Origin of the sequence: Lonsdalea quercina subsp. quercina (genome assembly GCF_000688655.1) — a bacterium.
In the GTDB taxonomy this organism is placed as follows: domain Bacteria; phylum Pseudomonadota; class Gammaproteobacteria; order Enterobacterales; family Enterobacteriaceae; genus Lonsdalea; species Lonsdalea quercina.
Window position 1 is genome coordinate 11051 of the sequence record NZ_JIBO01000017.1, and the last position, 13222, is coordinate 24272.

Here is a 13222-nt window from a genome sequence, read left to right on the forward strand (position 1 = left end):
CGGCACGGAGAGCAAGGCCCCGGCCCGGCTCCCTGACGGTCGCGCGNCGTGTCGTTGGCCTTACTCGCCGAACTGGCTGATATCCGGGATGCCCAACCCCGGCTCTGGCGTCAGCACCGACGCCAGCAGCGTTTTGGTATAAGGATGCTGCGGCGAACGGAAGATCTGCTCACGCGTCCCCTGCTCCACAATCGTGCCTTTTTGCATGACGGCGACATGGTCGACCAGATGCTCCACGACGGACAGGTTGTGGCTGATGAACAGGTAGGTCAGTCCGAACTCCTGCTTGAGCGCCAGCAGCAGATTGAGGATCTGCGCCTGCACGGAAACGTCCAGCGCGGAGGTCGGCTCGTCGCAGATCAGAATGGCCGGCCGCATGATCAATGCCCGGGCGATCGCCACCCGTTGGCGCTGACCGCCGGACAGCTGTCCAGGATATTGCTGGTGCGTCCGCGCGGGCATACCCACGACGTCCAGCATCTCTTTCACTCGTGTTTTGCGCTCCTCCGGCGTCCCCATGTTGTGCAGCCGCAGCGCCACCTCCACGATATCCGCCACGGTGCGGCGCGGATTCAGCGATGAGTATGGGTCCTGAAAGATGGGCTGGATGCGCGACGCCAGCGCTTTACGGTCGCCCGCGTCGATTTCACGCCCCTCGATCAACACGTTGCCGGAGGTCGGCGGCAGCAGTCCCAGCAACATCTTCGCCAGCGTGCTTTTGCCGCAGCCCGACTCGCCCACCAGCCCGAGCGTTTCTCCCCGCCGGATGCGCAACGAGACGTTGTTCACGGCGCGGATTTCTCCCGGTTTCGTGAAGATGCCGCGATTCAGGCGAAAGACCCGGCTGAGCACGCACAGCTCCAGCGCCAGATCCTCATTGCCCGGAATATGCGGCGGCGAGGGCGCCCGCAGCCCTTCTACACTATCTATCGTCATAGCGCCTCCACGGTCTTTTGGGCCTGAACACAGCGCACCGCGTGCGCGTCGGTGACATCGACATAAGGGATGTCCCGACGGCAGGCGTCAGTACAGCGCGAACAGCGATTGAAGAAAGCACAGCCCTGCTGCGGCCCGACCAGGCTCGGCACCACGCCGGGAATGGCGCGAAGGGGTTGCCCCGGCATCGTCTTCCCCTGCACCGGAATGCAGTCGAGCAGCCCGCGCGTGTAAGGGTGCTGCGGCTGATGAAACAGCGGCATCACGGGGGCGGTTTCGACGATCTGCCCGGCGTACATGACCGACACGCGATCGGCGATGCGGGCCACTACGCCCAGGTCGTGGGTAATGAAGATCACCGCGGTGCCGAACTCCTGTTGCAGCGCGCGGAGCATCCGCAGAATTTGCGCCTGAATGGTGACGTCCAGCGCCGTGGTGGGTTCATCCGCAATGATCAGTTCCGGCTCGCACATCAGCGCCATCGCAATCATGATGCGCTGGCGCAGGCCGCCGGACAGCTGATGGGGATATTGATTCAGCCGGTCCGCCGCCATCGGAATGCCCACGCGCTCCATCAGCCACACCGCCCGGTCTCGCGCGGTCGACATCGACACCTTGCGGTGCGCCAGCAGCGTTTCACACAGTTGATTGCCCAGCGTGAAAGATGGGTTGAGCGACGTCATCGGCTCCTGAAAAATCATCGCCATCTCGTCGCCCCGCATCGCGGCCCGCTGGCGGGGCGTCATCGCTTGCAGATCGTGACCTTTGAAACGCATATGGTCCGCCGTGCGAACGGCTTTTCGCGGCAACAGATCCATCAGTGCCAGCGACGTCATGGATTTGCCGCAGCCCGACTCCCCGACCAGACACAGCATCTCGCCCCGGCGCACGGAGAAGTCGATGCCGCGCACCGCATGCAGCATGCCACGCGGCGTCGGCAAGTCGACCCGCAGGTTCTTCACATCCAGCAAAATGTCATCATTCATCGCCGCCCCCTTAACCCCGTCCGTCCAGCGCGGTGATGTCGCGCAGACCATCCCCGACCAGATTGATGCCCAGAACCAGTATCGCCAGCATGACGCCCGGTATCAGAATGACCCACGGCTGAAAAAACATGTACGCCTTGCCTTCGGCGACCATCAGCCCCCACGACGGCATCGGCGGCTGGACGCCCAGCCCCAGAAACGACAGCGTGGCCTCCAGCAGAATGGCGTGGGCGATCTCCAGCGTCGCGACCACCGTCAGCGGCCCCAGCAGGTTGGGCAGGATCTCGCGCAGCATGATGAACAGGGATGATGCGCCCAATGTTTTCGCCGCCGCCACGAACTCCGCCTCACGCAGCTGGCGCGTCACCGAGCGGGAGACAATGAGGAAGCGGTCCCACAGCAACAGTCCCAGCAGCATAATCACGACTTTGACGGAACCGCCCACCATCGACGCCATCGCCAGCGCCACCAGAATGACCGGCATGGAAAGACGCACGGTCAGGATATAACTGACCACCGCGTCGACGCGGCCGCCGAAATAGCCCGCCGTCACCCCCAGCGTGATACCGATGAAACCGGCCACCAGCACGGACACCAGTCCGATCAGCAGCGAGACCTGCGCGCCGTACAACAGGCGGCTCAGGTAGTCGCGCCCCAGTTTGTCGGTGCCCAGAAGATGGTCCCAGCCGCCCTTTTCATGCCACACCGGCGGGATCAGGCGCTGACTGATGTCTTGCGCATAGGGGTCGTGCGGGCTGATCAGCGGCGCCAGTATCGCGGCCACGATAATGACGGTGAGGATGACCACGCCTATCGCCATACTGTGATGGCCCATCATCCGCCGCAGCCAGCGCCGGGCCGGACCCGGCTCGGGCAGAAGGACCGTGTCGGGCGGCGTCGATGCGATGACGGCGGAGGGAAGCGGTGAGGATGGTTTCATGAAAGCTCCTTATTGCGTCCGCAGTCGAGGGTCCAGCGCGGCATTCAGCACATCCGCCAGAAAGCTCAATACGATGTAAAACACCGCGATAATCAGCACGATGGCCTGCACCACCGGGAAGTCGTTGCGGGAGATCGAATCCCAGGCCAGCTGGCCCAGCCCTTGCAACGCGAACACGGATTCGATCACGACCGAGCCGCCCAGCATAAAGCCCAGTTCCACCGTCGCCAGCGCCACCACCGGGATGATGGCGTTGCGCAGACCATGCTTGACGATCACCCGAAACGCGCTTAGCCCCTTGGCCCGGGCGGTGCGGATATAGTCCGCGCCCAGCACGTCAAGCATGCCGGAGCGCGTCAGTCGCATCAGCGACGGCATGGCGTAGTAGCCCAACGCGACGGCGGGCAGGACGAAGTTTTGCCAGCTGCTGTTGCCCGCCACCGGCAGCCATTTCAGCCCGACGGCGAACAGCAGAATCAGGATCAGCGCGAACCAGAAGTTCGGCATCGCCTGCCCGATGACGGCGATGAACATAGCGCCTCGGTCAACCCAGGTATTGCGGAACACCGCCGCCAGAACGCCCAGCGGGATCGCCACCACCAGCGCCAGCAGCAGCGAGACGCCGCCCAGCTTGAGCGTGATCGGCATGCGCTGACCAATCAGCTCCATCACCGTGTTTTCGAAATAGAACGAGCGGCCGAAATCCAGATGCANCGCCGCCCACATCCACTGGCCGAACTGGGTGATCAGCGGCTGGTCCAGCCCATACTGCCGACGTATTCCCTCGATCACCTCTGCGGAGGCGTCCGGACCCGCAATCGCGGCCGCCAGATCGCCCGATAGGTGCAGAAGCGAAAAGCTGACCACGGCCACCGTGAATAGCACCGCCAGCGCCACCAGCAGCCGTCGCAAAATATAGATAAGCATCAGTCACTCCTCCTGCGGGCCGTCGCCGGAAGGCGTCGCGCGTCTTCCGGCTCGTTTCACGTCTTATTTCCAGCTGGCCATCGCGAAGCGCGGCAGCTCATCCGGCCAATCCTCGAAGTTCAGATCGGAGGTGAAGGCGTAGTGGGTGGAGTAGGAGAACATCGGCGCCAGGTAAGCCTGTGAGGAGATCCGCCCCAACGCCTCTGCGTACAGGGCGCTGCGCTGTTTGGGGTCGAGCGTTTCATCCGCCTTCGCCAGTGTGGCGGTGACCTCGGCGTCTTTCCAAATATCATCGCCCCGACCGCCGAAATACGGCGTGGTGAACGCGGCGGCATCGTTGATGGAGAACGATCCCCAGGNGCGGATCGCCATGGGCGCTTTACCGGAAATGAGATCCGCCGCCAGCACCGTGTACTGAACGTAGTGAAGACGGGCACGGATACCGACCTTGCGCAGATCGCCGATGATCGCTTCAGCATAGTCGCGCTCGCGATAGGCCCAGATATCGGTATCAAAGCCGTTGGGATAACCGGCTTCCGCCAGCAGCTGCTTTGCCTTCTCCGGGTTGTAGTCATATTTGATGACCTTGCTGGTGTCGCAGGCGGTTTGGGTACGGAAGCAGGCGGAATACACCGGCTGACTGCCGCCGCGCACCAGATTGTTGACGATGGCCTCGCGGTTGATGGCGTAGTTCACCGCCTGACGCACGCGCAGATCCTTGAACGGCTCGCCGCCCGGACCTTTGGCGTGAGTGTTTAAGGCCATAAAGCCGATGCGCATGGTTTCACCGCTTTTGACGGTAAGGTTCGGCATGGTCTCCAGCGAGGTGATCTGGTCGGCGGGCACGCGCCAGATCCAGTCCACCTGACCGGTCATCAGCTGCGCCAGTCGCGTTTCCGGATCGCGGATGACCACAAACTGTAGCTTGCCGATTTTCGGTTGTCCCTGCGGGCTATCCGCAAAGTAATCGGGGTTCTTTTCCATACTCACGCCCTGAGCCGGGGTGACTTTGGTGATTTTATAAGGGCCGGTGCCGATGGGCGCCTGGCTGAATCCGGCCAGCTTCACCTTCTGGTAATAGGCTGACGGATAGATAGGCGTAGGGCCGGAGAGATATTCCAACGCGGCGGGGAACGGTTTTTTCAGCTTCAGCCGGACGGTGTAGTCATCCACCTTTTCGGTGGTGTCGATCCAGTCCACGCTTTGCGGCATCACCGACGACGTCCCGGGGCCAGCAATATGGTTGAAGGTGTAAGCCACATCTTCCGCGGTGAAGGGATCGCCGTTGTGGAAGGTGATCCCTTTACGCAGATGTATCAGCAGAGAAGTGGGCGATTCCCAAGTCCAGTCTGAGGCCAGTTCAGGTTTGTACTCGCCGGTTTTGGGATCGCGATAGATCAGGGTATCCCAGACCAGGTGGGCCAGGATCACGCCTTCACGAAGGTTGTTATGATAAGGGCTGACGTTTTCCACCTCGTTATCGGAGGCGTAAACCAGCGTGTCATTCTGTTTTCCCGCATAGCTGGAAGATGCGCAGCCGAGGAGGAGTGCAGACAAANCACCGCGTTTGATCTGTCTTGTCAGTGAACAAGCCATAGGATTCTCCATTCGATACACTTCATGAAAGAATTAAATCGCCACAATCTCACCTACGTTCCGACAGGAAGTTGCAAGAGTGGAGCCAACCCCGGCTTCCTAACCTTACTGATTTTAGATATAAGCTTTCTAATAATGAGAAACCGCTTAACCCGAGCTGCTTTCGGCGCAAACCACAGGTCATTACGGTGGAATAGGTTTTATTGATAGACAGGTGTTCTGGCAATTGGCGTTTAGTGGCGGTGCAACAGCATGATCGACGCGCACTCTTTTAAGGCACAGGGACTTTCTCCCACGGATGACGGCATCGGCGTTATCAATGCGTACCCGAATACAGGCGTATCCCCTCCCCCACAGCATCGTCACTCACGCCAGAAGTTGTCCCTTTTCTTCGCACCTTATTTCGTGCGCCCCACGATAAATCGACAGGCAGTAGCTGGACGACATTTCCGCTCGACGTTCGAGAAGCAGACCATCATATTCACCATTCGATGAAAATGAATAGACGCCAGAATTAATCACGATGAGATAAATACGTTCATCTCCCAATGGTCAAATTCAACGCCCCTTAAAGCTGATTAAACGTATTCGCTGCAAAAATAAACCTCGGCGATAGTGAGTTGATATTTACCCAGTAAACTCCGGCGAGTATTTATTCCTCCACCTTGCCAGACGCCATTGCATTTTAGGGGTCATGGCTATTTTAGCGAGGTAGCGACAGTATCGAAAAATATCTCGCCGCGCAGACGTATTGTGGTGGAGGGTATGCCTGAGTTTATGGCGAGGTAACATTTCCGCTCGCCCTGAGTGACGCCCAAGGCACAAAACCGCCGCAAACAGGGATAAAGAAAAATCATACTATCATATTGTTTTTTAATATTTAATTTTAGAGCAGACATCTCACCGCCTGTCCTTATGAACTATTTCACATCGCGCCTGAATCACAATCGAGTGACCGCTTTTTCGGCTTTTATCGCTTTTGCTAATCGACAATCACTATTATTAATTGGCCTCATGGGTCGCGGAAAGGGATGATAGCGACATCGAATTCTCCCGATTGAAACAGGGTGGAGAATACATAAATCATTTTGTCGCCAGCGTGGCTATGCGTATTGATGCATCGCCGATCCCATAACCATTTCGGCGTTGGTATATTGGAGTCGAATTGTTTATCCGTCGCAACGCATGGAATATTTCAATAAAAGATAAAATAAGCGCTGCCTTTATTGAGTGATGCTGACGTCACCGGCCGTTTATTCCTTTTTGAATATCGCCCAGACGCGTGTTCATTCTTTTTCACTATCAAACCAGAGCGAATTAAAGAGTATGTCTACGACCGTATTTATCACCGGTTTTATGACCAGTGCCGGATTGCTGCTCTCTATCGGCGCACAGAATTCATTTGTGTTGCGTCAGGGAGTGCGTCGGGAACATGTCTTTTTAGTCTGTACCCTCTGCTTCATGTTAGACATTTTATTGATCAGCGCGGGCGTCTTTGGCGTCGGCGAACTGCTCAGCGCCCACCCGTGGGCGCTGACATGCCTGACGCTGGCGGGCGTGTTGTTTTTGATTCACTACGGCTTCTGCGCGCTTCGCCGCGCCTGGCGAGGCAACCAAAGTCTGCGCCTTGGCGCGACCGGCGACGCGCGCGCCAGCCGTCTTTCCGCTGTCACCGCCTGTCTGGCGGTCAGCCTCCTCAACCCCAGCGTGTACCTGGATACCGTCGCCATCATCGGCGGCATATCGTCCGGGCTGAGTCATGAGCACAAAATCTTCTACTTAGCGGGCGCGCTGCTGGCGTCCGGCCTCTGGTTTTACGCCATCGGCTACCTCTCTTCCGCCTGCGCGCGCTTGTTCGAGAAGAACAGCACCTGGCGGGTGCTGGATAGCTTTATCGGCGTGTACATGCTGTTTATCGCCTGGCAGCTGCTACGGCTTATCGTGTATCCGGCGGCGTAATGACGCCCGCCGCCTCTTCTTCTGCCATCGCGCGCTTAGCGGGCGATGCGGGCCGCCAGCGACTCGACGCGGCGAATCGCCTCCCGCAGCATTGTTTCCGTCACCGTGAACGGCATGGCGTCCATATCCGCTGTTTTAACGGCCGCTTGCAAGATGGCTTGCAGTTCGGCATCGGTCAGATCGGGACTGATGTCCGCCAACGTCAGCGGCACGGCGCAGGCATGCGCCAGCGACAGCGCCTCCAGCAGCGCTTCGTCGCTCCGCGCTTCCAGCGCCAGCAGGCACAGATTGCCGAAGCCCACCAGCAGGCCGTGGCCAAAATCGCGGGTTTTGTCGCACACGGTGAAACCTTCGAACAACGCGTGCGCCGCAGCGGCATGCGCGCCGCTGGCCATGATGGAGGTCAGTCCGGCGAACAGGAAGATCGCATCCAGCACCTGATCCAGCGCTTCGGTGCTGCGATTTTCCGCCACCGCGCGACAGGCTTCGGCGCCAAAACGTTCGATCAGTTGGAAACAAATCGCGCTATGAGCGCGGGAAGAGGCAGCCAGACCGCTTTGATTATGTCCGGTATCGATCGCCCGAAACTCGTACCACTTCGCCAGCGTATCGCCCAGCCCGGCGGCGAGCCAACGCAGGGGCGCTTGCGCTAACAACGTGCTGTCGATGATGACCGCATTCGGCGCGGACGGCAGATGGCACAAGTCAACAAAGTGCCCGTCCTCTTCGTAACGCACAGAAAGCGGAGTCACCGCCGCACAGGTGCCGGCGATGGTGGGCAACGTGACGACGGGAATACCCGCCTGATGCGCCACCAACTTACCGGTATCCAGCGACTTCCCGCCGCCCACGGACAGCAGTACGTCGCTATGGGTTTCCGCCACGCGGGCACACAGTCGTTCGACCTGCTTGTCGCTGCAATGCCCGCCGAACCACTCAACGCCGCTTAACGTAAGACCGGCCAGGGNCAGTTGGGTGCGGATTATCGCCTCCGTCGCCGCCACTGCCTGATGACCGCCGACAACCAATACACGTGTCCCTAACCCGGCGCAGATGTCCCCCAGCTGACGGCTGGCGTCCGCCCCGCGTACGATTTTTGCGGGGAAAATAACCTGTTGTGTCATGTGTCTTCCTACCTGTTTTTAGCTTAGAATCAATGAGTTACTCAAACACCGCGCTGTGAGCGCCCAAGCGAACTCCCTCCGAGCGGCGTTCTTGACGACTTCTTTCTACGTAAGCACGCGCAGCGATGGAACGCGTATCCTCCGTCGATCGTCAGGATCCGTCACAGGATGGCGGCGTGGCATCTGGTGGCTTATCGCCTCTGCGCCTCCCCCTTTATCCGAGGTATGTCGAGGGTTCTCTCAGGGGCGATGACGGACGGAAACGATTGAGCGTCAGCAATTAATGTCGATACAACGCCTGACAGCACGCGCCGCTTCTGACAAAATACGCGCCATCCCCCGTTTGTGAAATGATGGATTTTCTGTAGATGGTTGCGAAACTTATTGATGGTAAAACGATTGCGCAGCAAGTTAAGAGCGACGTTGCTGCACGTGTCCAAGAGCGTCTGGCCGCCGGTAAGCGAGCGCCGGGTCTGGCGGTTATCCTGGTAGGGGACGATCCTGCTTCTCAGATCTATGTCGGCAGCAAACGTCGGGTCTGTGAGGAAGTCGGTTTCGTTTCCCGCTCTTACGATCTGCCCTCCACCNCCTCCGAAGGCGAACTGCTGGGGCTGATTGACCGACTGAACGCCGATGAAACCATCGACGGTATTCTGGTGCAGTTGCCGCTACCGCAAGGCATCGACAACACCAGCGTCATTGAGCGCATCGCGCCCGATAAAGACGTGGATGGCTTCCACCCGTATAATGTCGGCCGCCTTTGCCAGCGCGCGCCGCTGCTGCGATCCTGTACGCCGCGTGGGATCATCACGCTGCTGGAGCAGTACAAGATCGACATGTTCGGCCTGAATGCCGTCGTCATTGGCGCGTCAAACATAGTCGGCCGTCCGATGAGTCTGGAGCTGCTGCTGGCCGGNTGCACCACGACCGTAACGCATCGTTTCACGAAGAATTTGCGTCAGCACGTTGAGAACGCGGACTTGCTGGTCGTCGCCGTCGGTAAACCCGGCTTTATTCCGGGCGACTGGATCAAACCCGGCGCGGTCGTGATTGATGTCGGCATCAATCGACTGGAAGACGGCAAAGTCGTGGGCGATATTGATTTTGCCGGTGCAAGCGAACGCGCCTCTTTCATCACGCCGGTCCCCGGCGGCGTCGGCCCGATGACCGTCGCCACCCTGATTCAAAATACCTTGCAGGCCTGCGAGGAATATCACGACACACCCGCAAAGGCATAAACTGAGATTATGGAAATTTTTCACCTGAACCAACATCCGCACGTAGAACTGTGCGATCTGCTGAAACTCCTCGGCTGGAGCGACAGCGGCGCCTCCGCCAAACAGCTCATCGCCAACGGCGACGTGAGCGTCGACGACCATATCGAAACGCGTAAGCGCTGCAAAATCGTCGCCGGTCAGGTCGTGCGTTTCGCTGACCACGCGGTCACCGTTCAGGCATAGTTCGCCCGACGCAGGCCGTCGCGGCATCGCGTATTTCACCCACATCCCGCCCTCGCGGAGATGTGGGGTCATCGCTTATTCCCCCCTCCCTGTCACGTTTTCCTCTGCCATAACGCGCCATCGCAATGCGCCTAACCTCGCCTGCGTGCGGGATACTCAGGATTCGGGTTCAGGAAGGAACTCAGCATCGGCGAGAATCAATGAAAACAGGCCGGGAGCGAATCAGCTTCCGGCCTGTTGATGCTGCGTGAGAGGCAGCGAAACGAAGCGCGCCGCCGCGAAGGGAGGAACGACGGCTTACTTACGGCGCCAGATTGTCCCCTGCGGNCCGTCTTCCAGCACGATCCCCATTTCGTTGAGGCGATCGCGCGCGGCATCGGCCAGTCCCCAGTCTTTACTCTGACGCGCATCGTTGCGCTGCTTAATCAACGCTTCGATTTCCGCCACTTCGTCATCGTCCGCCTGCGCGCCGCTCTGCAGAAACAGCTCCGGATCTTGCTCCAGCAGGCCCAGCACTTTCGCCAACTGCCGCAGCGCGGCGGCCAGACCGTTTGCCGCCGCAGGATCTTCCACCTTCATCCGGTTGACCTCGCGCGCCATATCAAACAGCACGGAGTAGGCTTCCGGAGTATTGAAGTCGTCGTCCATCGCCTCGCGGAAACGGGCTTCGAAGGCTTCGCCGCCGCAGGCGGCCGCCGATGTGTCCATGCCGCGCAATGCGGTGTATAAGCGCTCCAGCGAGGCGCGCGCCTGCTTGAGGTTCTCTTCGCTGTAGTTCAACTGGCTACGGTAGTGCCCGGACATCAAAAAATAGCGAATGGTTTCAGCATCGTAGTGCGCCAATACGTCGCGAACGGTGAAAAAATTGTTCAGGGATTTGGACATCTTTTCCCGATCGACCATCACCATGCCGGAGTGCATCCAGTAGTTGACGTATTCGCCGCCATGGGCGCAGGTGGACTGAGCAATTTCGTTTTCATGGTGCGGAAACATCAGATCCGAACCGCCGCCATGGATGTCGAAGTGTTCACCCAGCTGCTTGCAGTTCATAGCGGAGCATTCAATATGCCAGCCGGGACGACCGTTGCCCCACGGCGACGGCCAGCTCGGTTCGCCAGCTTTCGACATCTTCCACAACACGAAATCCATTGGGTTGCGTTTGACGTCCGCGATTTCAACCCGCGCGCCCGCCTTCAACTGGTCCAAATCCTGACGAGACAGAATGCCGTAATCCGCATCGGTTTCGACCGCGAACATCACGTCGCCGTTCTTCGCCACATAGGCGTGATTACGTTCCATCAACTGCTGCACCAGCGCGATGATTTCATCGATATGCCGGGTGGCGCGCGGCTCGACGTCCGGCGGAAGAATATTCAGCGCACTGAAATCGGCGTGCATCTCGGCGATCATGCGGTCGGTCAATTGCTCGATGGTTTCGCCGTTTTTAGCCGCGCGCTGAATGATTTTGTCGTCAATGTCCGTAATATTGCGAACATACTTGACTTCGTAGCCGAGATAACGCAGGTAACGCGATACCACGTCGAACGCCACGAAAGTCCGCCCGTGACCGATGTGACACAGGTCGTAAACGGTTATCCCGCACACATACATACCGACTTTGTCAGCGTGAATGGGTTTGAATTCCTCTTTTTGACGACTCAGGGTATTAAAAATCTTTAGCATCGGGACATTCCATGGTGTTCGCAGGATATAAGCATCACTGTTTTGCGGTACGCGCATAAAAGTATGGGTGGCCCGGAGTTTCAGGCCCAGGCTGCGTATTGAACCCCGAACCCTGACCTATTGCAAGATCGGTACCATTGAGCGGCGGCAGTTATTTCATCCTGAGAAAAAGATTTTTACGTGCAAAAACAAAAGCCCGACCGGCGGATCGGGCGAGGGTAAGGCGGGAAAATAACCCCTCACATGAAAGGGGTAAGACTTTTTGTCTCTTAGTCGCGCGCACTGCCTCGTCTCAGGCGCGGTTTTCCTTTATGTCTTCTGGCATCAGGATCGATGTCGAGTTACCGCCAACGGGGATTGGACGCCAGCGAGTAACGACCGCCGCCGAGCATCAAGATGGCGAGACCGGCAAAAAAGTACACCGCCATGCTCTCAATGCCCCATGCGCCGGTCTTGTCCAGCGTGAGGGCCGCATTCAGGTCAGTCAGCCCATACGCGGCTAACATGGTGAGCGTAAAAATGAGCGCGGACGGCCGGGTCAGAATGCCCAAAATCATCAACACCGGCGCGATCACTTCACCCACATAGACGCCGTAACCGACAATACCGGGCAGCCCATGCGCCATCACCATCGACTGGATGCCGTCAATACCCGCGATCAACTTATGAACGCCGTGGAACAGCATCATGGCACCGAAAGAAACACGCAGTACCAGCTTGCCGAAATCCGGCCTGTCAAAGAGTGAATTGAACCCGTTAAGCATCATGCACCTCCCTTGTGATTACTTGATTAAGGAGAATGATTATCACTTAATCCGGGGCCTTTTACCGATCGCCGCGTCACGTTTGAAAAATCGTTTCTTCCCCTGTTGCAGCGACGGTTAAATGACCCCGTTCTCTGGTTGCGGATCGTACGGCAAAGTTGAAGCCCAAGCGCGTGTCACGCCGCTGGCTGATGGCCCCCGCCCCCGCCGCGAGGCGCTCGCGCGAGGCGGCCTTTGCTGACTCAGGCATTCACTTATGTTATAAGAGCGCTCTTGGTGGCACACCGCCTCTGTAAACCTCCCTTTTATTCTATGTACTATGGCTAAGTAGGATTCATCATTATGATTACGTTTCATACCAACCATGGCGATATCGTCATCAATACCTTCGCGGACAAAGCGCCAGCTACCGTTGAAAACTTTCTGAAATACTGCCGTAGCGGCTTCTACAACAACACCATTTTTCACCGCGTGATCGATGGCTTTATGATTCAGGGCGGCGGATTTGCTCCAGGTATGGAACAGAAAATCACCGAAGCGCCGATCAAAAACGAAGCCAACAACGGGCTTAAAAACACCCGCGGCACGCTGGCGATGGCTCGCACCAACGATCCGCACTCGGCCACCGCCCAGTTCTTCATCAACGTAGTGGACAATGACTTCCTGAACTTCCGCTCCGAACGCGCCGACGGCTGGGGTTACTGCGTTTTCGCCGAAGTCGTGGAAGGTTTGGACGTGGTCGACAAAATCAAAGCGGTAGCCACCGGGCGCAGCGGTATGCACCAGGATGTGCCGAAGGAAGATGTCGTCGTGACCAGCGTCACGGTCAGCGAGTAATTCTCCCAGC

Annotated in this window: 12 protein-coding genes; 4 read left to right on the top strand and 8 right to left on the bottom strand. The window is 58.3% G+C overall.

The window, feature by feature from the left end:
* Positions 1 to 60: 60 nt before the first annotated feature.
* The 5 genes from RZ35_RS15255 to RZ35_RS15275 form a co-directional block, all read right to left on the bottom strand.
* Positions 61 to 936, bottom strand: coding sequence for an ATP-binding cassette domain-containing protein (locus tag RZ35_RS15255; protein WP_036153617.1), 876 nt, complete (start codon positions 934 to 936; stop codon positions 61 to 63).
* Positions 933 to 1922 (bottom strand): ABC transporter ATP-binding protein, encoded by a 990-nt coding sequence (locus RZ35_RS15260; protein ID WP_026744106.1) that lies wholly within the window; start codon positions 1920 to 1922, stop codon positions 933 to 935. Before RZ35_RS15260 ends, RZ35_RS15255 begins: the two co-directional genes overlap by 4 nt.
* Positions 1923 to 1932: 10 nt before the next feature.
* Entirely contained in the window at positions 1933 to 2862 is a 930-nt protein-coding gene (locus tag RZ35_RS15265; protein WP_026744107.1) for an ABC transporter permease, read from the bottom strand.
* A 9-nt stretch (positions 2863 to 2871) separates the two neighbouring features.
* Complete coding sequence (locus RZ35_RS15270; protein WP_026744108.1) at positions 2872 to 3789, bottom strand: ABC transporter permease; 918 nt, start codon at positions 3787 to 3789, stop codon at positions 2872 to 2874.
* A gap of 63 nt (positions 3790 to 3852) precedes the next feature.
* Complete coding sequence (locus RZ35_RS15275; RefSeq protein ID WP_036153620.1) at positions 3853 to 5397, bottom strand: ABC transporter substrate-binding protein; 1545 nt, start codon at positions 5395 to 5397, stop codon at positions 3853 to 3855.
* 1314 nt (positions 5398 to 6711) lie between these two features.
* On the opposite strand from RZ35_RS15275, the gene RZ35_RS15280 reads away from it, so the two are divergent.
* Positions 6712 to 7344, top strand: coding sequence for a LysE/ArgO family amino acid transporter (locus RZ35_RS15280; protein ID WP_026744110.1), 633 nt, complete (start codon positions 6712 to 6714; stop codon positions 7342 to 7344).
* Positions 7345 to 7379: 35 nt separating this feature from the next.
* On the opposite strand, the gene RZ35_RS15285 is transcribed toward RZ35_RS15280, so the two are convergent.
* Positions 7380 to 8468: an iron-containing alcohol dehydrogenase family protein gene (locus tag RZ35_RS15285; RefSeq protein WP_026744111.1), complete on the bottom strand. Its 1089-nt coding sequence runs from the start codon at positions 8466 to 8468 to the stop codon at positions 7380 to 7382.
* 368 nt (positions 8469 to 8836) lie between these two features.
* Here RZ35_RS15285 and folD point away from each other — a divergent pair, with 368 nt between their 5' ends.
* Positions 8837 to 9706, top strand: coding sequence for a bifunctional methylenetetrahydrofolate dehydrogenase/methenyltetrahydrofolate cyclohydrolase FolD (gene folD, locus RZ35_RS15290; protein ID WP_026744112.1), 870 nt, complete (start codon positions 8837 to 8839; stop codon positions 9704 to 9706).
* Positions 9707 to 9715: 9 nt separating this feature from the next.
* A complete protein-coding gene (gene ybcJ, locus RZ35_RS15295) occupies positions 9716 to 9928 on the top strand; it encodes a ribosome-associated protein YbcJ (protein ID WP_026744113.1) in 213 nt (70 codons plus the stop codon).
* A gap of 297 nt (positions 9929 to 10225) precedes the next feature.
* On the opposite strand, the gene cysS is transcribed toward ybcJ, so the two are convergent.
* Both cysS and RZ35_RS15305 read right to left on the bottom strand, forming a co-directional pair.
* On the bottom strand, positions 10226 to 11611 hold the full coding sequence (cysS, locus tag RZ35_RS15300) for a cysteine--tRNA ligase (RefSeq protein ID WP_026744114.1): 1386 nt from the start codon (positions 11609 to 11611) through the stop codon (positions 10226 to 10228).
* Between the two features lie 341 nt (positions 11612 to 11952).
* On the bottom strand, positions 11953 to 12375 hold the full coding sequence (locus RZ35_RS15305; RefSeq protein ID WP_026744115.1) for a DoxX family protein: 423 nt from the start codon (positions 12373 to 12375) through the stop codon (positions 11953 to 11955).
* Between the two features lie 342 nt (positions 12376 to 12717).
* On the opposite strand from RZ35_RS15305, the gene ppiB reads away from it, so the two are divergent.
* A complete protein-coding gene (gene ppiB, locus RZ35_RS15310) occupies positions 12718 to 13212 on the top strand; it encodes a peptidylprolyl isomerase B (protein WP_026744116.1) in 495 nt (164 codons plus the stop codon).
* Positions 13213 to 13222 lie beyond the last annotated feature (10 nt).